The organism is Pantoea sp. AS142 (genome assembly GCF_037152305.1).
Taxonomy (GTDB): Bacteria; Pseudomonadota; Gammaproteobacteria; order Enterobacterales; family Enterobacteriaceae; genus Pantoea.
The window spans coordinates 218,252-241,845 of record NZ_JBBCMO010000004.1 but is presented as its reverse complement, the minus strand read 5'-3'; the positions used below and the strand labels follow the sequence as shown (position 1 = coordinate 241,845).

Sequence of the window (23,594 nt, the reverse complement as noted above, 5' to 3'; positions counted from 1 at the left end):
TGTATTGTCTTCTGCACCTTCGCAGTAGAGAGAAACGGGTTTTGACTGAGGAAATTATGCGTTATGAAAGGTTTTAAATTCAGCCTCGCCTGGCAGATTCTGACAGCCCTGGTGCTTGGCATCGTTGTGGGGGCTGTGTTGCATAATCAGCCAGACAATCGTGAATGGTTAGTCACCAACATTCTCAGTCCTGCAGGCGATATCTTTATTCATCTGATCAAGATGATTGTAGTCCCGATTGTCATTTCATCTCTGATTGTCGGCATCGCTGGCGTAGGTGATGCAAAGAAGCTGGGACGCATCGGCGTTAAAACGATTCTCTACTTTGAAGTGATCACCACCATTGCCATTGTGGTCGGTATTACGCTGGCCAACGTATTTCAGCCTGGCACCGGCATTGATATGTCAACGCTGGCAACGGTGGACATCTCTAAATATGAAGCAACAACGGCTGAGGTTCAGGGCGGCCCGCACAGCCTGGTCACCACGATTCTGTCGCTGATTCCGCAGAACATTTTCGCCTCAATGGCGAAGGGCGACATGCTGCCGATTATCTTTTTCTCGGTGCTGTTTGGCTTAGGCCTGTCGTCACTGCCGTCAGAACAGCGCGATCCACTGGTGAACCTGTTCCGTGGCATTTCTGAAACGATGTTTAAAGTGACGCACATGATCATGCGCTATGCGCCTGTGGGGGTGTTTGCACTGATTGCGGTGACCATTGCTAACTTCGGCTTTGCTTCGCTGTGGCCGCTGGCTAAGCTGGTGCTGCTGGTTTACGTGGCGATTCTGTTCTTCGCGTTTGTGGTGCTGGGCGGGGTGGCGCGCTTCTGTAAGCTGCGGATTACCACGCTGATGCGTATCCTGAAGGATGAACTGATTCTCTCTTACTCCACGTCAAGCTCGGAAACCGTGTTGCCCCGTATTATGGAAAAGATGGAAGCCTACGGCGCCCCGAAAGCGATCACCAGCTTCGTGGTGCCGACCGGGTATTCGTTTAATCTGGATGGTTCAACGCTTTATCAGAGTATCGCGGCGATCTTTATTGCGCAGCTGTATGGCATTGACCTGTCGCTGACCGATGAGATTGTGCTGGTCCTGACGCTGATGGTGACCTCGAAAGGTATCGCTGGCGTGCCAGGCGTATCCTTCGTGGTGCTGCTGGCCACGCTGGGCAGCGTTGGCATTCCTTTGGAAGGTCTGGCGTTTATCGCCGGTGTTGATCGCATCATGGATATGGCGCGTACCGCGCTGAACGTGGTGGGTAACGCGCTGGCTGTGCTGGTGATTGCCCGCTGGGAAAACCAGTTCGACACCGAACAGGCGAAAGCGTATGAGCTGCAGCTGCGGACGCAGACTGCAAGCTGAACACGGCGTTAACGAAAAAAAGGCTCAACGAAAGTTGGGCCCTTTTTGTTTTTGTGGCTTAGTTCTTACAGGGTCGATAGGGCAGAAATGAAAGATCAACATTTGTGCCATTCAGTCGGATACAAAGGGTGACTGCGTAAAGTCGGTGTAAACCCGGCCCTGGGGCCTCGGCCGCCGGTTACTCGCCTCATCCATGAGGCTCGCCCGCAAGCGGGCCAGCGCTTTACGTTGTTCAAAAACGCTCCAGGCGTTTTGTCCATGCGGCGGACGCTTTACTCCGCTACTACTGGTGTTCGCCTTCGCAACCATGTCCGGCTAAAACTTTTTTTCAAACAGCAATAAAAAGCCTGAGGAAAGAAAAGGTTCACCTGAAGAGTAAAGCGGCCCACGCCAGGGATGGCGTGGGCCGCGCATCATGGATGATGAATGTGTCTTTACGATCGGGTGAATCTTTTCTGACCGGCTCCGGTTTACCAGCGACTCCACTTACATGCACAGCGTTCAGGCCGGAATGCGCAGTGATTAAGCTCCGAATGCCAGGCACCCGGCATAAACTCATTACTTAGCCAACCTGATGGCCCCATAACATGAGCCAACCTTACATCCCGTAAAAAAAAGATCTCACCCAATGAATTAATCATTCGTTATGATGTTTGGTAATTTGAATAATTTATTCCTTAACGGAGCCCGCCATGAAACTCGACCTCAGCCAGATGATCACCGAAGGCCGCAATCCGGCCAGCCAGAACATCGATGAACTCTCCACCGAAGCGATGCTGCGCGTCATTAATGATGAAGATAAAAAGGTGGCACTGGCGGTTGAGGCCATCGTGCCGCAGATCGCTGCCGCCGTTGACGCCATCTGCGCTGCGTTCCAGGCGGGTGGTCGACTGATCTATTGCGGCGCAGGCACCTCCGGGCGACTCGGCATCCTGGATGCCAGTGAATGCCCGCCCACCTTTGGCACACCCCGCGAACAGGTGATCGGCCTGATTGCCGGAGGCCATACCGCCATACTTCAGGCGGTAGAAAACGCGGAAGACAACCGTGAGCAGGGCGCGCAGGATTTGAAAGATATTCACTTCAGCCGCCACGATGTGCTGGTGGGCATCGCCGCCAGCGGTCGGACACCCTACGTACTGGGCGCGCTGGCGTATGCTAACCAGCTTGGCGCGATCACCGTGGCGCTCACCTGTAATCCCGGCAGCGCCATGTCACAGGTCGCTGCGATTGCGCTCACGCCGGTGGTCGGCCCGGAAGTGGTCACCGGCTCCTCACGGATGAAAGCGGGCACCGCGCAAAAACTGGTGCTCAACATGCTCACCACCGGGTCGATGATCCGTAGCGGAAAAGTGTATGGCAACCTGATGGTCGATGTGGAAGCAACCAACCAGAAACTGGTGCAGCGTCAGGTCAACATCGTCATGCAGGCCACTGACTGTGATGACGCAACGGCCAGCGCCGCGCTCACCGCCTGTGGCGGACACTGTAAAACCGCCATTCTGATGGTGCTGGCTGACCTGGCTGCCGATGAGGCGAAAGCGCTGCTCAGTCAGCATCAGGGCTTTATCCGTCAGGCTCTGCAGGCAGCGGGAGCACGCTAATGGCCACAATCACCGAGGCACTGTTGCGCGACATCCTGCAGGCAGTCGGTGGCGCGCAAAATATCGCGGCCTGTGGTCACTGTATGACGCGGCTCCGCCTGACGCTTAATCAGCCTGGAGAGAGTGATCTGGCAAGATTAAAAAGCCTGCCGGGTGTCTTAGGCGTTATCGACAGTGAGGCACAGTTGCAGATTGTTCTGGGGCCGGGCAAAGCGCAAACCGCCGCCGAGGGGGTGCAGAGCCTGCTGGCGCAGGGCGACACAGCGCGGGCACCACAGGGGGAAACAGCGGAACTTCACCTGCTGGCGGCGCAGCAGAAGCAGCAGCTCAGGGCGAAACAGACTCGCGGCGTGCATCAGTTCCTGTCGCGTTTCGCCACCGTCTTCACCCCGCTGATACCGGGCTTTATCGGCGCGGGACTGCTGTTAGGTTTTGCCACGTTGATTGAACAGAGCCTCCACCTTAATGCCCCCGGCAACCATGCGCCCTGGCTGCTACACACCGTGGCGTACATGAAAGTCTTCGGCAAAGGATTGTTCACCTTTCTCAGCATCCTGATCGGCTACAACGCGCAAAAAGCCTTTGGCGGCAGCGGCGTCAATGGTGCCATCATCGCCTCACTGTTTGTGCTCGGCTATGTGCCAGGTGCCACCACCGGCTACTACAGTGGCATGGAGAGCTTCTTTGGCCTGACGATCGACCCGCGCGGCAACATTATTGGAGTGCTGATGGCGGCGATTATCGGGGCGTGGATTGAGAAACAGCTGCGCAAAATCATTCCCGACAACCTCGATATGATCCTGACTTCGCTGTTTACGCTGGTGATTACCGGGGCCATCACCTATCTGCTTATCATGCCGCTGGGTGGTGAACTGTTTAAGGGGATGTCGTGGCTGTTTATCCATCTCAATAACAATCCCTTTGGCTGTGCGCTGCTGGCCGGGTTGTTCCTGATCGCGGTGATGTTCGGCATCCATCAGGGCTTTATTCCGGTCTACTTTGCGCTGATGGAAACGCAGGGGTTTAACTCGCTGTTCCCGATTCTGGCGATGGCGGGCGCAGGGCAGGTCGGCGCATCACTGGCGCTGTGGTGCAAAGCCGAAAAAGGGGCGCTGCTGCGGGCGCAGATCAAAGGTGCCATTGTGCCTGGCCTGCTGGGCGTCGGAGAACCACTGATCTACGGCGTCACGCTGCCGCGCCTCAAACCTTTTATCACCGCCTGCGGTGGCGGGGCGCTGGGCGGTTTCCTTATCGGGCTGGTAGCGTGGCTGGGTTTGCCGGTCGGGATGAATACGGTATTCGGACCCTCCGGGCTGGTCACGCTGCCGCTGATGACCTCCAGCCAGGGAGTTTTCGCAGGTATGGCGGTTTATCTGGCCGGGCTGGTGGTGGCCTGGACCGGCGGATTTCTGCTCACCTGGTGGTTTGGCACCCGCAATATCGACCTCAGTTGACCGGCTGCCAAAATTCTCCAGTCCGGCTAACGGATGGATAATCCGCCAAAAATGTGAAAGCCGCTACAAAGTGGCTTTTTGTTGCCATTAATTTAACTTAAACGCTAAAGAGAGTGCCAAAGCATGCCGAAAACATAAAAAAAGGTAATCGTTATCTCTCAGCCCACCGTTTTCACGCTGACACTCAGACTGTCACGTGCAGGCCGTAGGGTGTTCAAGGACTTATGATGCGTAACAATCAGCCTGTCTCTCAGCGTGAATATCTGTTCGACGATCAGGCGACACTCATGTCGACCACCGATCTCAACAGCCACATCACTTACGCCAACGACGCGTTTATCGAAGCGAGCGGATTCACTGCCGACGAGATCAATGGACAGCCGCATAACAGGGTACGTCATCCCGATATGCCACCTGAAGCATTTGCCGACATGTGGGCGACGCTGAAACAGGGTGAGCCCTGGACCGCGCTGGTCAAGAACCGCCGTAAAAATGGCGATCACTACTGGGTGCGGGCCAACGCCATTCCGGTCGTGCGTGACGGTAAAGTGCAGGGCTACATGTCGGTACGCACCAAACCCACGGCGGAGGAAGTCCGTCAGACCGAAGCGCTCTATCAGGATTTTCGTAAAGGCCGTGCCAGAGGGCGACGTTTTCACAAAGGCCTGCTGGTTAGCAGTGGCTGGCGCCGTCCCGCCTCAATCCTGAAGACGCTACCACTTCGCTGGCGGATCCGTACTCCGCTGCTGACATTACTGCCACTCTCGGTAGCAGGCGTCTGGGCGCTGGGCATGACGCCAGCGGCACTGGCAGGCTTTACCGCGGGCATGGCTGCGCTGCTCACACTCGGCAGCCTGTGGCTGGAGCAGCAGATTTCACGCCCTATCGAACGGATGTGCCAGCAGGCGCTGAGTGTGGCAACCGGTGCCAGTCATAAAGTCGAGCAGATGGATCGCGTTGACGAGGTAGGCGTCACGCTACGTGCCATCGGTCAGCTCGGATTGATGTTTCGCTGGCTGGTGGATGATGTCAGCGGTCAGGCGATCAATGTGCTGAGCGCCAGTGACGCCATCGCCCGCAGCAACAACGAACTGAGTCGCCGTACCGAGCAGGCGGCCGCCAACGTGCAGCAGACGGCGGCTACCATGAACGAAATGACCGCCACGGTGAAGAGCAACACGGAAACCGCGCACGCGGTGAATACGCTTTCAGCCGATACCAGCCACGCGGCCAGCAAAGGCGGCGAGGTGATGACTGAGATGATGGGCATGATGGGCGAAATTGCTGACAGCTCAACGCGGATCGCCAATATTACCAGCGTCATCGATGGCATTGCCTTCCAGACCAATATCCTGGCGCTGAATGCGGCGGTGGAAGCGGCACGGGCAGGTGAGCAGGGTAAAGGTTTTGCGGTGGTGGCAGGCGAAGTCCGCAGCCTGGCGCAGCGCAGCGCCAAAGCCGCCAGCGAAATTAAAATGCTGGTCGAAACCAGCGCCAGCCGGGTTAAATCGGGCAATGAGCACGCCAGCGCTGCGGGCCGGACGATGCAGGATATCGTGTCGCAGGTGCAGAATGTCACCGCGCTGATTGCTCAGATTAGCGCCGCCACGGCCGAACAGGCGACCGCGCTGAGCGAAGTCAGTTCAGCGGTGGAAGATCTTGATGACATCACCCATCAGAACGCGGCCCGCGTGACGGAAAGCGCCGAGGCTTCAGGTCGCATGACCCACCAGGCTAACCGTCTGGTCGAAGCGATCAGCGTCTTTCGTTAAGAGAAGATATTAAGCGGCCCGATTAAGAGGCCAGGACCTGCGTGCTTTCGCGTCCGGCACGCAGCGCCCCTGGCGCCTGACCGACAATTCGTTTAAAGGCGCGACTGAATGCTGCAATGGAGCCGTAGCCAAGATGATAAGCCACGGCTTCTACCGATTCACCCTTGTTCACAATCCGCTGTACCGCCAGCCGCATCCGCAACTCCGTCAGGTAACGCAGCGGGGTCATGCCGGTGGCATTGAGAAAACGTCCGGCAAACACCGAACGCGAACAGCCCGCCACGCTGGCCAGCCGCGCCACCGTCCAGTTTTCACCCGGCTCCCGATGCATCGCGGCTATCGCCTGACTCAGACGCGGATCGCGCATCGCCTGCACCAGCCCACTGCGCTCGCCGCAGCCGTTCTCTACCCAGCCGCGCACAATCAGCGCCGCAACCACGTCAGCCAGACGCGACAGAATACCGGCGAATCCCGCCTGACGGGTGCACGACTCCCGCTCCATGGCCGCCAGAATAGGCTGGATTTCCGGATATTGCGACAGCAGGGTGCTCACCAGCATCACATCCGGCATGGTGTTAATTAGCGGCTGCATACCGCCGAGCTCAAACGCCATGCAGGCGCTAAAGAGCAGTACGCTGTGCTCGTCATCGCCGGCATCTTCCGGGGCGGCGATGGCGCAGACACTGTCGCAGAGCGGCTTGCTCACCATGTTTTTAATACATTGGCAGTCAGCCTCCTCACTGGAGATCAGGCTGTGCGGTTTACCGTGCGGCACCAGCAGCGCATCGCCGCTGTTGAGCCGAAACAGCTCGCCGGAGGCGCTGCGCACCATCAGTGAGCCTCGCCCGACAAAGTGGAACTGCGCCCGGCCCGGTGCGTTCTCATAGCGCAGCCCGAACGGCGCACGTACCGCGATACGCTGATAGTTCACGCCATACAGGCGCATCCCCATCAGCAGTTCACTGGTCAGATCTCCATAGTGGCTCATGCGATTCCAGACGAATTATCAAAAATGAAGGTGTAAGCATCATAGATCGTCTTGAATCGGCACTCTATGCTCACACTCACTTTTTTATCTTCCGGAGAAGCAACATGCGCCTGACAACCGAAGTAGCTGATGAGGTTTCCTCGCCGCCCCGTCCTGCGTGGGGCGCGGTATTTGCTATGGCGTTTGGGGTGTTCAGCCTGATCACCGCCGAATTTTTACCCGTGAGTCTGCTGACGCCCATGGCCCACAGCCTGGGCGTTTCAGAAGGGCAGGCGGGACAGACCGTCACCATCACCGCGCTGGTGGCGCTGTTTACCAGTCTGGTCACCGGCAGCGTTACGCGACGCATCGATCGCCGCATCGTCATGCTGGTGTTTTCGCTATTGCTGATTGCCTCGGCGCTGATGGTAGCGTTTGCCGCTGACCTGACGGTGATCCTGCTGGCGCGGGTGCTGCTGGGGATGGCCATTGGCGGCTTCTGGACGCTCTCAACGGCCATCACCATGCGTCTGGTACCCACCGATCAGGTACCGCGTGCGCTCTCTATTGTCTTCAGTGGGATCTCGCTGGCGACGATTATCGCTACGCCACTGGGCAGCTATCTCGGTGGACTGGTGGGCTGGCGCAACATCTTTATGCTGACCGCCGGACTGGGTGCGGTGGCGCTGCTGTGGCAGTGCTTTACCCTGCCCGCCATGCCAGCAGAAAATAAATCCCGCCACGGCGGGGTGCTGGCGCTGCTGCGTATTGGTGTGATGCGCTGGGGAATGCTGGCGGTAATCATGATGTTTACCGGTCACTTTGCCTTCTTTACCTATCTGCGTCCGTTTCTGGAAGGCGTTGCACAGCTCAACCTTAATCAGCTGTCGCTGGCGCTGCTCGCCTTTGGCGTGGCGAACTTCTTTGGTACCTCGCTGGCCGGTTTCCTGGTCACCCGTAGCGTATCGCTGACGCTGAGCGGGATGGCGCTGTTAATGAGCGTCACTGCGCTGATGCTGGTGAGCTTTGGCGATGTCAGCTGGATGGTAGGCGCAGGCGTGGCAATCTGGGGGATGGCGTTTGGTTCAATGCCAACCGGCTGGTCGACCTGGATTTCACGCGCGGTACCGGATGACGCGGAATCAGGCGGCGGGCGGCTGGATGTTTGACCTGCGTGGCGCAGGCGGTGTGTTTGTTGCCAGCGGCGTGCTGATGCTGCTGGCCGCGCTGACCATCTTCAGCCGGGTACGGCATCACGGTTAACCACTCAAAGGCAGCAATATAGGCTGCCTTTTTTAATGGGCGCAGATGATTAACCTTTTGAGTAATAACGGTGCGAAATGTGCTTTCCATCATCAATTTTACTGAATGAATTAAGCAAAACCCTCCGCTTTTTACTGATCAACTTCCGGACTAGTATAGCTATCAACAAGGCAGCACGCCTTACCTTATAAAAATTAACCGAGGAATTGACCGTGAAATCTATCAAAAATTTTGCAGCTGTAATCGCGCTTTCTGTTCTGCCATTCGCCAGCTTCGCCCAATCTGTGACCGCCATCGACGCTACGCTGGATGGTGCTGAAGCGAAAATTGCTGCGCAGGCTCAGGAAGCGGGTGCTTCATATAAAATCACTCAAGCTTACACTAACAACGGCGTTCACATGACTGCTGAGCTGTTGAAATAACCGCGTTACCCTCTTGTGCTGACAGGACGCCTCCGGGCGTCCTGGCTTCGTTTCTCTGCGAATAAACCTGTCCCTTTCCTTCATAAATAATTATCATTCTCAAAAAATCGTGCGTCAGCCTGTGCGTCGGGCTTTTCTGGTTGCAATGTCGGGCTTTCTTATCACTGCATCTGCAGTGGATTAACGATGGAGAAGTTATGAAAGCGATTACCATTACGTGCCGGACCCTGCGTCCGCTGTTACTGGCTACGGCCCTGTTCTCTGCCTCAGGATGGCTGGCGGTGCAGGCTGAAGATCTTAATCAGACTGTGGGTAAAGGCGTCTATGAACTGGCAGTCAGCCCGAAAGATAACGCGCTGTTCGTGGCGACAGCGCAGAACAGCAGCGGTGACGGCGGCACCGTTTTCCGTCTCGACCCGGCAACGCTGACGGTACAGCAGTCGATCAACACGGAGCTGAAATCGTTTGGCGCGGCGATCAACCCGCAAACCAACGTACTCTACATCGGTAACACGGTTAACGGCTCGGTTACGGCCATTGACGCCAGCAGCGGCAAAGTACTCAACACGCTGGTGCTGGATAGCCGTAAGCGCAGTGAAACAGTGCGCCCATTGCAGCCGCGTCAGGTGGCGGTTGATGCTAAAACTAACCGGGTTTATATCACCGGGCTGGGACCGCAAAGCGTGGTCTGGGTGGTGGATGGCAGCACGCTGAAGCTTGTCAGCACCATCCCGAATACCGGTAAAATGGGCACCGGCCTGGCAGTAGATTCAGACGCGCAGAAGGTCTACGTCACCAACGGTGAGGGTGAACTGGTGACGATCAATGCGCGCACCAATGCCATTGAGAAAAAGCAGAAGATTGACGGAGATAAAGCGCACTTTTTCCTGAACCTTGCGCTGGATACCGGTGGTCAGCGCGCTTTCCTGACCGATTCAAAGCAGGCGCAGGTGCTGGTGGTTGATCTGCGTAATCAGCAGGTGATTCAGCGGATTGATGTGCCGGAATCGCTGGCGGTGCTGTTTAATGGTGATCGCGATGAGCTTTATGTCACGCATCGTAAAGCGGGTGAAGTCAGCATCATCGACGCCAGCAGCTATAAGGTGAAGCGCACGGTGAAAACCCCGGCGCTGCCCAACAGTCTGGCGCTCTCAGCAGATGGCAAGGTGCTTTATGTCAGTGTGAAGCAGCCTGGCTCGCGCAAGGCTCCGCCAAAAAATCCTGACAGCGTGATGCGTATTGCACTGTAAGGCGTGACGTCCGGCGTCGCTGCGGTGATGCACCGTCCCGGTAAACGAAAAAGCCACTCTGAAGAGTGGCTTTTTTCTATCAAAAAACGGCTTTTCGAGCTCGAGGACTCAGATGTGAAATGCCACGCTTTTTCCGGTCGGCAGTTCCACATTCAGGCTCAGTTTCCCGCCCATCGCTTCGATATAGCGTTTGAGCGTAGCAACCTTAATCTCATTTCCGCGCTGCTCAATCTGAGCAACGGCAGGCTGACGCACTCCCATAGCCTCAGCGAGGTTTTTTTGTGATAGCTGAAGTTCTTCACGGATCATCTGCAGTCCGATTTCTAAGACCATTTCATCAGACATTTCCTGGATTCGCGACTGACTCTCCGGGGAGAAGCCAGCAATAACCTCATCCAACGTTCTCATCGATTATTTTCCTTCTCCAGTTCAGCAAGCCAGGCTGAAAATTCATTGTCAGCAATACGTATCATTCGACTGTAGAAACGTTTGTCCTGACTTTTATCGCCCGCACACAACACGATAGCCCGGCGGACATAATCAAATGCATAAAATGCCCGGATGGGCCTTCCTGAAAACTGTACGCGTCGTTCTTTCATGTTCTTATACTGCGATCCCTTAAGAGTATCAGCATAAGGGCGAGGCAAATCAGGGCCGTAAATTTTTAACATTGTCAGGTTCACTAACACTTTTTCCTGCAGGACTTGTTCCTGCTCGCTTAACCAGCTTTCAAACCGCGCACTTAAATAACACCGTCCACATGACATTGTTCCCTGTCTGAATTCCGTCCAGTTACTGCAGGTTATAAGCTATAACTTATAATTTCAAGCGGTGCGATGACGGCAGTGACTGATGCACACAAAAAAAAAGCCCGCTTTCGCGGGCATAGGATTTCAGTGCGTTCTTGCGTAGCCGATCTGGCCCGGAGATTCTCTGGTTTTTTGCCGGTCAGGAACGAGAACGATGGTTTTACACATCCTTTCCGAACCACTAAACCTCTTCCGATGCGTCACGCATCATCTCATCATGCGGCACATCATCCAGAATCTGCTCAAAGCTGCGCAGACGCTTGTAGATCGACATCAGTTCGATCAGCGTTGACCAGGAGGCGATCAGATACTGGAACGAGCCGCGCACCTGATCGAACACGTTAGTGATCTGGTTGAGTAAGCCCAGCGTGATGGTGCCCGCGACAATTGATGGGAACAGCAGGAACAAACCAAACACGTTATCGACCTGCAGATAAAGAATACGGGTGATGTTGAAGTAGAGATAGTGAAAGTAGAGGCGGAAGTAATTAACCCGCACGCGGCTGAACAGCTCCTGCACCGTCTGCGGCCTGGCGCGATCGGCATTGTCTTCGCCGTAGACCAGCTCTTTACGGTAGGCGGCTTCAACCCGCTGATTGCGGAACTCCAGCCCCGGCAGCTTAATCCCGACCAGCGCCAGCAAGCCGGTACCGAACACTGACCAGAGCACAGCAGCAATGACCAGCGCGTAAGGAATATTGCCGAGAATCGGGATATCTTTCACGTGATGGGAGAGCGCCACCAGCACCGGCAAAAACGCCACCAGCGTCATAATCGCCTGAATAAAACTGACACCCCAGTTTTCCAGCGTGGTCGCAAACCGCATGGTGTCTTCCTGCACACGCTGAGCAGCCCCTTCAACATGACGCAGACGCTGCCAGTTGTGCATGTAGTAGTTATTCATCGCACTGCGCCAGCGGAAAACCCAGTGGCTGATAAAGAAGGAGTTGAGTACGCCAATCACCACCGCGATTAATGCAATGCCGAGAAAAGAGATAACCTGATGGTAAAACTCCGTAATCTGCACCGATCCCGCTTTGGTCAGGGCTTTCTGAATCAGGTCATAGAACGGACCATACCAGGCATTAATGGCCACACCCACCTGCACGCCAAACCAGGTGACAAAGATAATCAGCGCGGAACCCCACACTGACCAGCGTTGCCACGGATGCGCATCAATCAGCCGCCAGGCCAGGGAAAAAATGGCTACCATTATCCAGTAATAGAGATAAAACCAGATCTGACTCGCGGCGATAAAACGTGCCGCTGTGGTCGGTAAAGGGTGTTTCATTGCCGTTTCAAAAGTCGGCCACATGCCGGGCAGATGGGCGGCAAAGCCGAACCAGGCAAAAATCGCTACTAAGCTCCAGACAGCCGCAGAGCTGAAAAACAGCGCTGGCCGCGGAAAAAAAGACTTAAACATAGGCACTCCGCTGTTGTGTGTTGCCTGTTATAACGTTTTTAGCGGGTCTCTGTCTGTAGTCTGTTGTTTCTGCTCATGACAGGGAGGGGACAGATGTTAATGAAATTGTGCGATTTTGTTTCCTTGAACTAAATTTTTGTGAATGTCAGTGTTACAATGTGGCCGATTGTTACCGGTAACAAGCAGGTTCCGGGTCTGTATCTGCCAATAAAAACCATTACAACGCAACCACCTATTTTTCATACCGCCAGTCAGCGCGGGAATGAGGCAATGTCATGTCAGAACAAAAAAAGGGTCATTCACGCAGGGATTTTTTGCTGAAGACAATTACCCTGGCGCCAGCAATGGCGGTAGGAACCACAGCGATGGGCGCGCTCTCCCTGCCGCTGGTCGCGCAGGCGGCTGATACTCCGGCCGCGCCGCAGCAGGCGAGAGACTACCAGCCGGGCTGGTTCACCGCGGAAGAGTTTGCCTTTATCACCGCCGCTGTGGCACGCCTGATCCCCAGCGATGAACGCGGGCCGGGGGCGCTGGAAGCGGGCGTGCCTGAGTTTATCGATCGTCAGATGAATACGCCCTATGCCATGGGCTCGAACTGGTATATGCAGGGGCCGTTTAATCCCGATCTGCCGAAAGAACTGGGCTATCAACTGCCGCTGGTGCCACAGCAGATCTACCGTCTTGGTCTGGCCGATGCCGACAATTTCAGCAAAAAGCAGCACGGCAAAGTGTTCGCCCAGCTCAGTGGCGAGCAGCAGGATGCGGTACTGCAGGCGATGGAGATTGGCAGCGCTGAATTCAGCCAGCTGCCGGCAAAAGTCTTCTTTAGCTTCCTGCTGCAGAACACCCGTGAAGGCTTCTTCAGCGATCCCATCCACGGCGGAAATCAGGGTATGGTCGGCTGGACGCTGATCAACTTCCCTGGCGCACGCGCCGACTTTATGGACTGGGTAGAGCGCGGCGAACGGTATCCGTTCCCGTCAGTGTCGATTCGCGGGGAGAGAAGCTAAGCATGGCTAACGAAATGAAAAAAGTGGATGCGGTGATTGTCGGCTTCGGCTGGGCAGGCGCGATTATGGCGAAAGAGCTGACCGAAGCGGGCCTGAACGTGCTGGCGCTGGAGCGTGGACCGCATCGCGATACCTATCCCGATGGCTCCTATCCGCAGTCCATTGATGAGCTGACCTATAACATCCGCAAAAAGCTGTTCCAGGATCTTTCCAAAAGCACCGTGACCATTCGTCACGATGCCTCACAAACGGCGGTGCCTTATCGGCAACTGGCGGCGTTTCTGCCCGGCACCGGCACCGGCGGCGCAGGCCTGCACTGGTCCGGCGTTCATTTCCGGGTCGATCCGATTGAGCTGCGGATGCGCAGCCATTACGAAGAGCGCTACGGCAAGAACTTCATCCCGGAAGGCATGACGATTCAGGATTTTGGCGTCAGCTACGATGAGCTGGAGCCATTCTTCGACAAGGCGGAAAAAGTCTTTGGCACGTCAGGCAGCGCCTGGAGCATCAAGGGTAAAGTGGTCGGCAAAGAGATAGGCGGTAACCCGTTCGCGCCCGATCGCTCAGATAACTTCCCGCTGCCGGCACAGAAGCGCACTTACTCGGCGCAACTGTTTGCGCAGGCGGCCGAGTCGGTCGGCTATCATCCTTACGATCTGCCGTCCGCTAATACCTCAGGTCCTTATACCAACACCTATGGCGCGCAGATGGGGCCGTGCAACTTCTGCGGTTACTGCAGCGGCTACGCCTGCTACATGTATTCCAAAGCGTCGCCTAACGTCAACATCCTGCCTGCGCTGCGTCAGGAGCCGAAGTTTGAGCTGCGCAATAATTCTTATGTGCTGCGGGTTAATCTCAGCGATGACAAAACGCGCGCAACCGGCGTGACCTATGTGGATGGTCAGGGTCGCGAGCAGGTTCAGCCGGCTGGCCTGGTGATCCTTTCCGCCTTCCAGTTTCACAACGTTCACCTGATGCTGCTGTCGGGCATCGGTAAACCCTACAACCCGATCACCAACGAAGGCACGGTGGGCCGCAACTTCGCCTATCAGAATCTCTCTACGCTGAAGGCGCTGTTCGATAAAAATACCACAACCAATCCGTTTATCGGTGCGGGTGGCGCGGGCGTCGGGATGGATGATTTTAACGCGGATAACTTCGATCACGGGCCGTTGGGCTTTGTCGGTGGTTCGCCATTCTGGGTCAACCAGGCGGGCACTAAACCGATCTCGGGCCTGCCGGTGCCGACGGGTACGCCCAACTGGGGCAGTAAATGGAAAGCGGCGGTGGCAGACACTTATACCCATCACCTGTCGATGGATGCGCACGGCGCGCACCAGTCCTATCGCGCCAACTACCTTGATCTCGATCCCAACTACAAAGATGCCTATGGACAGCCACTGCTGCGCATGACCTTTGACTGGCAGGAGAACGACATCAAAATGGCGCAGTTTATGGTCGGTAAGATGCGCAATATTGCCGAAGCGATGAACCCAAAGATGATTATTGGTGGCGCGAAAAAGCCGGGCACCCATTTCGACTCCACGGTTTATCAGACCACCCACATCAGTGGCGGGGCGATCATGGGCGACGATCCAAAAACCAGTGCGGTTAACCGTTTTCTGCAAAGCTGGGATGTGCCAAATGTGTTTGTACCGGGCGCGTCAGCCTTCCCGCAGGGACTGGGCTACAACCCGACCGGCATGGTGGCGGCGCTGACCTACTGGTCAGCCAAAGCGATTCGCGAACACTACCTGAAAAACCCCGGCCCACTGGTGCAGGCATAAGGACATGGTGATGAAAAATGGCATTCTGGCTCTGATTCTTGGCTCCCTGGCGTTTGCCGCACTGGCGGAGAGCAGCCAGGACGATTTAATTAAACGGGGCGAGTATCTGGCGCGAGCCGGTGACTGTGTGGCCTGTCACACCAGCAAAGGGGGCGCGGCGTTTGCCGGTGGTCTGCCGATGGCGACACCCATTGGCACCATCTACTCCACCAACATCACGCCCGATTCCGCCACCGGCATTGGCGAATACAGCTTCGACGACTTCCAGAAAGCGGTGCGTCACGGCGTGGCGAAAAATGGCGATACGCTCTATCCGGCGATGCCATACCCCTCTTATGCAGTGGTCAGCGATGAGGATATGAAGGCGCTTTACGCTTACTTCATGCATGGCGTAGCGCCGGTCAGCCAACCCAACCGGGAGAGCGACATCCCCTGGCCGCTGTCGATGCGCTGGCCGCTGGCTATCTGGCGCGGAATTTTTGCGCCCGACGTGAAAGCGTTCCAGCCAGCCGCCCAGGAAGATCCGGTGCTGGCACGCGGTCGCTATCTGGTTGAAGGACTGGGTCACTGTGGGGCCTGTCATACGCCGCGTAGCATTACCATGCAGGAGAAGGCGCTGACCAACAATGAAGGCATTGACTATCTGGCGGGCAGCAGCGCACCGATTGATGGCTGGACCGCCAGCAACCTGCGCGGCGATAACCGCGATGGGTTGGGTCGCTGGAGCGAAGAGGATCTGCGTCAGTTCCTGCGTTATGGCCGCAACGATCAGACCGCCGCTTTCGGTGGCATGACCGACGTGGTGGAACACAGTCTGCAGCACCTGAGCGAGTCCGATATCACCGCTATTGCGCGCTATCTGAAGTCGCTGGGCGCGAAAGATCCCCATCAGGCAGCCTTCAGCGTCGATGACGCCACCGCCAAAGCGTTGTGGAAAGGTGACGACAGTGCGACGGGGGCAGCCACCTACGTCGACAGCTGTGCGGCGTGCCATAAAACCGATGGCAGCGGCTATACACGCTTCTACCCGGCACTGCGCGGCAATCCGGTGGTGCTGGCTGACGATCCGACCTCACTGATCCATATCGTGCTGGCAGGTGGGCAGTTGCCTGGCGTCAAGGGGGCGCCGTCGATCATTACCATGCCGGCATTTGGCTGGCGTCTCAACGATCAGCAGGTGGCGGACGTGGTGAACTTCGTGCGTACCAGTTGGGGCAACAAGGCGTCGGAACCGGTCAGCGCGAAACAGGTCGCTGCGCTGCGTAAAGATGAGAAAGATCGGCTGGGCAATGCGGATATCCGGGTACTGGAAAGCCAATAACCCGCCGTTAAAAAGGCCGTCATCGGGGTGATGACGGCCTTTTCTTTTAAATATTCTCCAGATCGAGACCGCGCGTTTTCGGCCCGTAAATCCCCACCGACAGCATCACCATCACCATGCTCAGCACGATAAAGGTGATCACGCCTGGCGTTCCGGTGTACTGCAATATCACCCCGATCAAAATACTGCTGAAAACCGTAGAGAGGCGGCTGAAGGAGTAGCAGAAGCCGACTGCCCGCGCCCGAATATGGGTCGGGAAAATTTCGGTCTGATAGGCGTGGAAGCTGAAGGTCAGCCAGGCGTTGGACCCGGTGATCAGGATGCCGCAGAGAATCAGCAGCACCGGCTGCGTCTGGAAGGCGAACAGCGTGCCGAACACCACCGTCATCAGCGACGACAGAACGATCTGCCACTTATTCTCCAGCTTATCGGCGTAGCGGCTACAGATCAGCGATCCCAGCGGATAGGCCAGCGTGATGAAAAAGGCATAGAGCAGGCTGTGCGTCACCGTGGCACCGCGGCCTGACAGCAGCGCGGGCAGCCAGTTTCCAAAACCGAAAAAGCCGATGGCCTGGAAAAAGTTCATCACCACCAGCATCAGGGTGCGTTTGCGGTAGGCAGGTGACCAGATCTCACTGAAATGCCCCCGTTTTGGCCACTGTGCCGCCGCATCATCGGCTGAAAAAGCGGGTCCGGCCGGGATGCCGCAGCGTTGTTCCATCGTGGACAGCACCTGATGCGCTTCCTGATGACGACCCTGCTGCGCCAGCCAGCGCGCCGACTCCGGCAGGTTCCTGCGCACCAGCCAGATCACCAGAGAACAGACCGCGCCCGCAATGACCACCCAGCGCCAGCCTTCAAGGCTGAACAGCGTTTGCGGAATCAGCCACCACGACATCAGCGCCACGGCCGGCACCGATAAAAACTGCACGAAAAAGGAGAAGGCAAAGGCGCGGCTGCGCAGATGGCTTGGCACCCATTCCGACAGATAGGTGTCAATGGTTACCAGCTCGACGCCCAGCCCGATCCCCACCAGAAAGCGGAACAGAATAATCATCTCCGCGCTCTGCTGAAACGCCATTAGCAGCGAAAACAGCCCATACCACAGCAGCGCACACATAAACGTCAGACGGCGACCAAAGCGGTCAGCATAGGGCGCCAGCAGGCTGGCACCGAAAAAAAGACCGAGAAAAGTGGCCGAGGCGAAGGCCGCCTGATCGGAAAAGCCCAGCACGCCTGCCGCACCAGTGTGAAAGACGCCCGCCGACAGCAGGCCGGTACTGATGTAGCCGGTTTCAAACAGATCATACAGCTCAAAAAAGCCGCCCAGCGCCAGCAACGTAATAAAAAGCCACAACCCGGCGGAGGAGGGCAGCGCATCAATGCGTGCGGCTAAGCTTTTATGGTTAGCCGATGAAGCGTGCATCGGCGGTATCCTGGTGGAGGTGGTGGTCATATCAGCGTGAACCTCAGGCAGTGTGGAGATGACTCGCAGCCGGTCAGAGGCTTATTAAAATAGTTAACCGTTAGCAAGCGAAGAAATAGCAGAATAGTCAATTCATCTGCCGTTGCCGAGAGGGGCGTTGCTGACGATTTAGCAATGTACGTTGCAGGTTTTGCCATCCGTGGCGGGAGCCTTACGGCAGTTTCGGCCAGACGCCTGGCCCGATCGGCAGACCCAGCAGATACCAGACCAGCAGCAGCGCTATCCAGCTGATAAAGAACACCAGCGGATAGGGGAAGATCAGCACGTAATAGGTGCCGAGCTGCGCATCTTTCTGGTAGCGCTGCAAAAAGGCGAGAAATAGCGGCAGAAAGGGCGACATCGGTGCCAGCGGCAGCACGGCGGAGTCGGCGATGCGGAAAATCATCTGGGCAAAGGCGGGATGGAAGCCAAGCAGCATAAACATCGGCACGAAGACCGGCGCCAGAATCGACCAGATCGCGGAGCCGCTGGCGATAAACATGCAGAGAAACGCCGACAGAAACATCAGGCCGAGAAAAGCGGGCGCGCCGCTGACGCCAGCACTCTCCAGCACATCGGTCAGCCCGATTGCCATGAATTTGCCCATGTTGCTCCAGTTAAAGAACGCCACGAACTGCGACAGCGGGAACACCATCACGATAAAACCCGCCATGCCCTTCATCGGATCGACCAGCAGCTGCGGGATATCATCCGGACGGCGAATCTGCCGGGTCACCACGCCGTAAGCAATAGCGACGACAAAGAAAAACAGAATGATGATTGGCACGATGCCCTGAATAAAGGGCGAGGGGATAATGGCGCCGGTGGTGGGATTGCGCAGCGGCGCATTTTCCGGCACCACCAGCAGCGCCATCAGGGCGATAAACAGCAGCGCGGCAATCCCGGCAGCGCGCAGACCCCGGTTCTCCAGTGGCGTCAGCGCCGCCAGCTTCTCACCGTTGCCCTGCCACTTTGGCAGTCGCGGCTCGACAAACTTATCGGTCAGCAGCGCGCCCACTATCGTCAGCACAATCACCGAGGTGGCCATAAAGAACCAGTTATCAATCACGCTGACGTGCACCGTGTCGCTGACCGCTTTAGCCGCTTCGGTGCTGATGCCCGAGAGCAGCACATCGGTGGTGACAATCAGCAGGTTGGCGGTAAAGCCGGAGGCCACACCGGCAATGGCCGCCAGCAGGCCCGCCACCGGATGACGACCCACCGCCAGGAAGATCAGCGCGCCCAGCGGCGGCATCACCACCAGCGCGGCATCAGAGGAAATATGGCTAAAAAAGGCGATAAACAGCACCATGTAACTGGCGTAACGGCGGCTGACGCGTGACGCCATCTTCACCATCAGCGACTGCAGCAGGCCGACTTTTTCCGCCAGTCCGGCACCAATCACCAGTGCCAGAATCGATCCCAGCGGGGTGAAGCTGCTGAAGTTTTTAATGATATTGGGCAGGATCCACTGAATGCCTGCAACGCTCAGCAGGTTATTCACCCTCACCATTTCGCCGTTGCTGGGGTTCTTCACCGCCAGTTCCAGCGCGCTGATAATGGCGGTTGTCACCATCAGCACTACGATCAGATAGACAAACAGTAAAAACGGGTTGGGCACTTTATTGCCCACGCGCTCGATCCAGCTAAATAGCCGGCCAGGGCTGCGGTTCTCGGATGTTGCTTCCATGGTATTGGTTCTCGTCTTGTGTTCCCCTTATCGGCGGAGGGCCGGACTGGCGCCGGTCGTGGTAGATGACCGACGGTGAGTTCAGTTCCGGCTCCGCTGAATCAGGGACGTGTTTGCAATTTTTTTATCGTGGTCCGCGTCAGAGACACGGCCGTTGGCTCATTCGGCCAGTTTTGTCGGTGTGATCCCCGTCGGGATCGGGCAGTGATAGGGCTGCGCGGCGCGTACCCGGTCAAACTCGGCCCGGCAGTCAGCCAGTGCCTGCTGGTCGGTGAGCAGCGTTAACACCGTGGCCGCCATCACTTTGCCCGCCAGAAACATCCCTTTATGCCCGATAGTGGTGCGGCCCTGCGCCACCAGTTGCCAGGTGTGCAGCGGCGTGCCGAAGGTAAAGCAGGGCGCAAAACATTGTGCAGTCGGCGTCACCCAGCTGACATCGCCGACATCGGTAGAGCCATACAGCAGCTCACGCGTGACCGCATAGGGCGCGACGTCATCCATAAACAGCTTATCGCCCAGTTGTTCCGCCCATACATGACCGGCTGCGCCACCGGTGCGGGCGGCATTGAGCCGGGCATTGCGCAGATCGTCATCGGTCAGGGTGGCACGCAGTTCAGCCGCAAATGCGCGCTCTTCGTCGCTATAGTCGGGCAAACCAAACTGATGCAAATAGCGCTCCATAACTGCTTCCAGCGCGCGATTCGGCACGTAGTCCGAACAGGCTTTGTCAAAACGCACCGTCAGCGTGGTGTCGGTCATCAGCGCTGCGCCCCTGGCGATATTGATTACCCGTTCATAGATCGCCTGCGCCTGCGGCAGTTCCGGGGCGCGAATCAGGTAGAGCACCTCCGCATCGGCCTGCACCACATTCGGTGATACGCCGCCGCTGTTGGTGATGGCGTAGTGCAGACGCGCCTCCTGCACAATATGTTCACGCAGAAAGTTGGCCCCGGTATTCATCAACGTGACGGCATCCAGTGCGCTGCGGCCCAGATGGGGGGAATTGGCCGCGTGCGCCGCAACCCCTTTGAAACTGAATGCCGCCTGAATATTGGCGAGGGTGCGCAGATTAAACATGCCGCTGAACCCTTCAGGATGCCAGGTTACGGCGGCATCAACGTCGTCAAACAGCCCTTCGCGCACCATAAAGGTCTTGCCCGAACCGCCTTCTTCGCCAGGACAGCCATAAAAGCGAACCGTGCCATCGGTGAGATGCTGCTCCATCCACGCTTTCACGGCACAGGCCGCGGCGACGCCCGCCGTACCGAGCAGGTTGTGGCCGCAGCCATGACCGTTGCCGTTAGCCTCCAGCGGTTGTGGCCGGGCGCAGCCCGATTGCTGGCTCAGACCGGCAAGTGCATCGAACTCACCAAGAATGGCAATCACCGGCTTGCCGCAACCAAAGCTGGCGATAAAGGCGGTGTCGATGCCACCCACGCCGCGTTCTACTCTGAATCCCTCTTCTTCCAGGGCTTCGGAAAGCCGTGCTGACGAGCGGGTTTCGGCGAAGCGGGTTTCCGGCGTGTCCCAGATCGCGTCGCTGAGCGTGCTGAAGCGGAGCTGATGGCGCTCGATATAATCGGTAATAAACGCGTCCATTATCGCGATTCTCCCTATTGCGTCTGATTCAGCGCCAGCGTCGCCAGCAGCGTGATGGCGTCCGGCATCACCCGCTCGTCAAAGTCGAATTTCGAATTGTGGTGACCTGCCGCCAGCTCACAGCCGAAAATGACGTAAGAGGCCTGACCACCGCGCTGCTTTACCCGCTCCATCATGTAGGTCGCATCTTCCGAACCCGCCGCCTGCGCTTTACGATCGACCACGGAATCGAAAATGCCGAGTGCGTCGGCCTGCTGATGGATGAAATCAACCCACGGCTGCGTCGGGGTACAACTGCGTGCGGCACCCATCAGCGAAACCTGCTGCTCAACGCCATACATCGCCGCCGCCCCGGCAATCACTCGCAGCGCCTGCTGATAGATGTCGTCATTCACCTGATTAGTCACGCCACGGGTTTCGACTTTAAGCAGGGCGCAGTCGGCCACCACGTTGCGGCCGGTTCCCGCCTGCAGCACGCCAACATTAACCCGCGCAACGCCGCCGCTGTGCTGGGTTAAGCCATGCAGCGCCAGTGTCGCCTGCGCGGCGGCCAGCAGGGCATTGCGACCCTCTTCCGGGCGACCTCCCGCATGGGCACCGATGCCGGTGAAATGGACATCCAGTTTGGTGGTGGCAAGAAAGCTGTCGCTGCCGCACACCACTTCGCCTGCGGGTACGCCGGTGCCGATATGAATGGCCGTAAAACGATCAACGTCATCGACCACGCCCGCCGCGACCATCGCTTTGGCGCCGCGCACGCCCTCTTCGGCAGGCTGAAAAATCAGTTTAATTGTCCCGCTGAGCTGATCTTTCATCGCCATCAGCACGGAGGCGAGGCCGAGACCAATGGTGGTATGGCCGTCATGACCGCAGGCGTGCATCATGCCGGCGTTGCAGGAGGCGAATCCTTCACGCTGCGGCAGGTGATCCCCGGCCTGACTTTCGTTGAGATCCAGTGCATCCATATCGACACGGAAGCCCATCACCGGCCCAGGACGGCCGGTCTCCAGTGTGGCGACGATGCCGCAGAATCCACCAGAGAAATGGCTGATCCACTGCGGCAGCGCGCCCTGTTGCAGCGCACGCGCTTCCTGCTGCTTCAGCACGGCGTCGTCGGGCAAGCCCATGCGTGCATCGGCGTCGATCACTTCACGGCCCAGTTTCAGTTGATAACCGAGCTGATGGAGTTCTTCTGCGACTAAGGTGGCAGTACGGAACTCCAGCCAGCCCGATTCGGCATAGTGATGGAAGTCGCGACGCCATTGTTGCAACTGTGTCAGCCGGGTGCTGACGTGGTTTGAAAGGGTGTTCATTGGCTCTCTCCGCGTTGTTGATTTTTTATGCACTGTTCCGAATCTACACAATGGTATTGGCCGGCATAAGATGCGAATATCTTGTGACTGATAAACAACGGTTATCGCAAAATCTATGTCTGCCAATCTCAAGCTTCATCAGCTACGCGCTTTCGTTGACGTGGCGCGACAGGGCAGTATCCGGGCGGCAAGCCGTCTTTCCGGGCTGTCGCAACCGGCGTTAACCAAAGCAATTCAGGAGCTGGAGCGTGAACTGGGAACAAAGCTGTTTATCCGCCGGCAGCAGGGCGTGGTGTTAACCGATATCGGTGATAACTTTTTTCGTCATGCCAGCCTGGTGCTGGCAGAGCTGCGGGTCGCAGAAGAGGATATCCAGCAGCGGCTGGGACTGGGTGGTGGTCAGGTGAATATCGGGGTCGGAGGCAGCGTGGCACGCACCATCATGCCGCAGGTAATTAATCAGTTTCATCGCGAATACCCGCTGGTGAAGGTGCGTATTGTCGAAGGTCAGCTGGTGTCGATGGTGCATGAGTTACGTCAGGGGGCGCTCGATTTCACCATCAATACCTACGATCAGAGTCATCTCGATCAGGCGCTGATGTATGAGCGGATGATGGAACGTGAATATAAAGTGGTGGTGCGCAAAGGTCATCCGCTGGAAAAGGCCCGCTCTCTGGCCGCGTTACAGCAGGCGGACTGGACGATGCCAACCCCCAAAGGCAGTTACTACCGTCTGTTGCACGATCTGTTTGGCGAGCGCGGCATGGCACCCAAAATCGTGGTGACCTGTGAAACGTTTATGGCCTGCACCAGTCTGGTGGCGCAAAGCGATTTCATCAGTATTCTGTCGGTCGATGTGATTGACGATCCGATTCTGGGCCGGTCGCTGGTGGCGCTAACGCTCGACGATCCTCTGCCGAAAGCCATCTTCTATCTGATTCAGCGCAAAGACACCGCCCTGACACCAATGAGCAGTTATATGGCACAGCTCTTTCGCCGTTATTGCCAGTGAAATCAGGCAGTAAAGTCGATCGTCTACACTATTAAGGTACTGTAAAAATCCAACCGACAAATAGAGGT

At 57.0% G+C, this 23,594-nt stretch carries 17 protein-coding genes and 2 pseudogenes; 11 read left to right on the top strand and 8 right to left on the bottom strand.

Annotated elements, in window-relative coordinates; translation table 11 throughout:
- The first annotated feature begins 63 nt into the window (after positions 1–63).
- The 4 genes from gltP to WFO64_RS10535 all read left to right on the top strand — a co-directional run bounded on the left by gltP (position 64) and on the right by WFO64_RS10535 (position 6,195).
- On the top strand, positions 64–1,365 hold the full coding sequence (gltP, locus tag WFO64_RS10550; protein ID WP_337011400.1) for a glutamate/aspartate:proton symporter GltP: 1,302 nt from the start codon (positions 64–66) through the stop codon (positions 1,363–1,365).
- 692 nt (positions 1,366–2,057) lie between these two features.
- Positions 2,058–2,969 carry an N-acetylmuramic acid 6-phosphate etherase gene (murQ, locus tag WFO64_RS10545; RefSeq protein WP_337011398.1) on the top strand — a complete coding sequence of 304 codons (912 nt, stop codon included), beginning with the start codon at positions 2,058–2,060 and terminating at the stop codon, positions 2,967–2,969.
- The gene (gene murP, locus WFO64_RS10540) at positions 2,969–4,423 is read left to right on the top strand and encodes a PTS N-acetylmuramic acid transporter subunit IIBC (protein WP_337011396.1); all 1,455 of its coding nucleotides are present in this window, start codon (positions 2,969–2,971) and stop codon (positions 4,421–4,423) included. The genes murQ and murP overlap by 1 nt, the downstream gene beginning before the upstream one ends.
- Positions 4,424–4,650: 227 nt before the next feature.
- Positions 4,651–6,195: a methyl-accepting chemotaxis protein gene (locus WFO64_RS10535; protein WP_337011529.1), complete on the top strand. Its 1,545-nt coding sequence runs from the start codon at positions 4,651–4,653 to the stop codon at positions 6,193–6,195.
- A gap of 22 nt (positions 6,196–6,217) precedes the next feature.
- Here WFO64_RS10535 and WFO64_RS10530 read toward each other — a convergent pair whose 3' ends face one another.
- Positions 6,218–7,183 (bottom strand): AraC family transcriptional regulator, encoded by a 966-nt coding sequence (locus WFO64_RS10530; RefSeq protein WP_337011395.1) that lies wholly within the window; start codon positions 7,181–7,183, stop codon positions 6,218–6,220.
- A gap of 104 nt (positions 7,184–7,287) precedes the next feature.
- Between WFO64_RS10530 and WFO64_RS10525 the strand changes: the two are divergent.
- From WFO64_RS10525 to yncE, 3 genes and pseudogenes are all read left to right on the top strand, one after another.
- Positions 7,288–8,425 (top strand): annotated as a pseudogene (locus WFO64_RS10525) (MFS transporter).
- 212 nt (positions 8,426–8,637) lie between these two features.
- Positions 8,638–8,847 (top strand): DUF1471 domain-containing protein, encoded by a 210-nt coding sequence (locus WFO64_RS10520; RefSeq protein WP_337011393.1) that lies wholly within the window; start codon positions 8,638–8,640, stop codon positions 8,845–8,847.
- Between the two features lie 197 nt (positions 8,848–9,044).
- Positions 9,045–10,097 carry a 7-bladed beta-propeller protein YncE gene (gene yncE / locus WFO64_RS10515; RefSeq protein ID WP_337011391.1) on the top strand — a complete coding sequence of 351 codons (1,053 nt, stop codon included), beginning with the start codon at positions 9,045–9,047 and terminating at the stop codon, positions 10,095–10,097.
- Between the two features lie 108 nt (positions 10,098–10,205).
- Here the strand turns inward: yncE and WFO64_RS10510 are convergent, their stop codons facing one another.
- The 3 genes and pseudogenes from WFO64_RS10510 to sbmA all read right to left on the bottom strand — a co-directional run bounded on the left by WFO64_RS10510 (position 10,206) and on the right by sbmA (position 12,329).
- Positions 10,206–10,505: a helix-turn-helix domain-containing protein gene (locus WFO64_RS10510; RefSeq protein ID WP_061061382.1), complete on the bottom strand. Its 300-nt coding sequence runs from the start codon at positions 10,503–10,505 to the stop codon at positions 10,206–10,208.
- Positions 10,502–10,859 (bottom strand): annotated as a pseudogene (locus WFO64_RS10505) (type II toxin-antitoxin system RelE/ParE family toxin). The gene WFO64_RS10510 and the pseudogene WFO64_RS10505 overlap by 4 nt, the downstream one beginning before the upstream one ends.
- A 228-nt stretch (positions 10,860–11,087) precedes the next feature.
- The gene (sbmA, locus tag WFO64_RS10500; protein ID WP_337011386.1) at positions 11,088–12,329 is read right to left on the bottom strand and encodes a peptide antibiotic transporter SbmA; all 1,242 of its coding nucleotides are present in this window, start codon (positions 12,327–12,329) and stop codon (positions 11,088–11,090) included.
- Between the two features lie 275 nt (positions 12,330–12,604).
- On the opposite strand from sbmA, the gene WFO64_RS10495 reads away from it, so the two are divergent.
- From WFO64_RS10495 to WFO64_RS10485, 3 genes are read left to right on the top strand one after another with little or no spacing between them, the layout of a single operon-like run.
- Complete coding sequence (locus WFO64_RS10495; protein ID WP_337011384.1) at positions 12,605–13,339, top strand: gluconate 2-dehydrogenase subunit 3 family protein; 735 nt, start codon at positions 12,605–12,607, stop codon at positions 13,337–13,339.
- A gap of 2 nt (positions 13,340–13,341) precedes the next feature.
- The gene (locus WFO64_RS10490) at positions 13,342–15,126 is read left to right on the top strand and encodes a GMC family oxidoreductase (protein WP_337011382.1); all 1,785 of its coding nucleotides are present in this window, start codon (positions 13,342–13,344) and stop codon (positions 15,124–15,126) included.
- Positions 15,127–15,136: 10 nt separating this feature from the next.
- Positions 15,137–16,447, top strand: coding sequence for a c-type cytochrome (locus WFO64_RS10485; RefSeq protein ID WP_337011380.1), 1,311 nt, complete (start codon positions 15,137–15,139; stop codon positions 16,445–16,447).
- 46 nt (positions 16,448–16,493) lie between these two features.
- On the opposite strand, the gene WFO64_RS10480 is transcribed toward WFO64_RS10485, so the two are convergent.
- The 4 genes from WFO64_RS10480 to WFO64_RS10465 all read right to left on the bottom strand — a co-directional run bounded on the left by WFO64_RS10480 (position 16,494) and on the right by WFO64_RS10465 (position 22,514).
- On the bottom strand, positions 16,494–17,903 hold the full coding sequence (locus tag WFO64_RS10480) for an MFS transporter (protein WP_337011378.1): 1,410 nt from the start codon (positions 17,901–17,903) through the stop codon (positions 16,494–16,496).
- Between the two features lie 181 nt (positions 17,904–18,084).
- On the bottom strand, positions 18,085–19,602 hold the full coding sequence (gene abgT / locus WFO64_RS10475) for a p-aminobenzoyl-glutamate transporter (RefSeq protein WP_337011376.1): 1,518 nt from the start codon (positions 19,600–19,602) through the stop codon (positions 18,085–18,087).
- Positions 19,603–19,761: 159 nt separating this feature from the next.
- Entirely contained in the window at positions 19,762–21,201 is a 1,440-nt protein-coding gene (locus WFO64_RS10470; protein ID WP_337011374.1) for a M20 family metallopeptidase, read from the bottom strand.
- 14 nt (positions 21,202–21,215) lie between these two features.
- On the bottom strand, positions 21,216–22,514 hold the full coding sequence (locus WFO64_RS10465; RefSeq protein ID WP_337011372.1) for a M20 family metallo-hydrolase: 1,299 nt from the start codon (positions 22,512–22,514) through the stop codon (positions 21,216–21,218).
- Between the two features lie 115 nt (positions 22,515–22,629).
- Between WFO64_RS10465 and WFO64_RS10460 the strand changes: the two genes are divergently transcribed.
- Complete coding sequence (locus WFO64_RS10460) at positions 22,630–23,526, top strand: LysR family transcriptional regulator (protein WP_337011370.1); 897 nt, start codon at positions 22,630–22,632, stop codon at positions 23,524–23,526.
- Positions 23,527–23,594 lie beyond the last annotated feature (68 nt).

Excerpts from the sequence above, each read along its gene's own strand:
- gltP (WP_337011400.1), top strand. The coding sequence starts at position 64 with ATGAAAGGTTTTAAATTCAGCCTCGCCTGGCAGATTCTGACAGCCCTG.
- murQ (WP_337011398.1), top strand. The coding sequence starts at position 2,058 with ATGAAACTCGACCTCAGCCAGATGATCACCGAAGGCCGCAATCCGGCC.
- murP (WP_337011396.1), top strand. The coding sequence starts at position 2,969 with ATGGCCACAATCACCGAGGCACTGTTGCGCGACATCCTGCAGGCAGTC.
- WFO64_RS10535 (WP_337011529.1), top strand. The coding sequence starts at position 4,651 with ATGCGTAACAATCAGCCTGTCTCTCAGCGTGAATATCTGTTCGACGAT.
- WFO64_RS10530 (WP_337011395.1), bottom strand. The coding sequence starts at position 7,183 with ATGAGCCACTATGGAGATCTGACCAGTGAACTGCTGATGGGGATGCGC.
- yncE (WP_337011391.1), top strand. The coding sequence starts at position 9,045 with ATGAAAGCGATTACCATTACGTGCCGGACCCTGCGTCCGCTGTTACTG.
- WFO64_RS10510 (WP_061061382.1), bottom strand. The coding sequence starts at position 10,505 with ATGAGAACGTTGGATGAGGTTATTGCTGGCTTCTCCCCGGAGAGTCAG.
- sbmA (WP_337011386.1), bottom strand. The coding sequence starts at position 12,329 with ATGTTTAAGTCTTTTTTTCCGCGGCCAGCGCTGTTTTTCAGCTCTGCG.
- WFO64_RS10495 (WP_337011384.1), top strand. The coding sequence starts at position 12,605 with ATGTCAGAACAAAAAAAGGGTCATTCACGCAGGGATTTTTTGCTGAAG.
- WFO64_RS10490 (WP_337011382.1), top strand. The coding sequence starts at position 13,342 with ATGGCTAACGAAATGAAAAAAGTGGATGCGGTGATTGTCGGCTTCGGC.
- WFO64_RS10485 (WP_337011380.1), top strand. The coding sequence starts at position 15,137 with ATGAAAAATGGCATTCTGGCTCTGATTCTTGGCTCCCTGGCGTTTGCC.
- WFO64_RS10480 (WP_337011378.1), bottom strand. The coding sequence starts at position 17,903 with ATGACCACCACCTCCACCAGGATACCGCCGATGCACGCTTCATCGGCT.
- abgT (WP_337011376.1), bottom strand. The coding sequence starts at position 19,602 with ATGGAAGCAACATCCGAGAACCGCAGCCCTGGCCGGCTATTTAGCTGG.
- WFO64_RS10470 (WP_337011374.1), bottom strand. The coding sequence starts at position 21,201 with ATGGACGCGTTTATTACCGATTATATCGAGCGCCATCAGCTCCGCTTC.
- WFO64_RS10465 (WP_337011372.1), bottom strand. The coding sequence starts at position 22,514 with ATGAACACCCTTTCAAACCACGTCAGCACCCGGCTGACACAGTTGCAA.
- WFO64_RS10460 (WP_337011370.1), top strand. The coding sequence starts at position 22,630 with ATGTCTGCCAATCTCAAGCTTCATCAGCTACGCGCTTTCGTTGACGTG.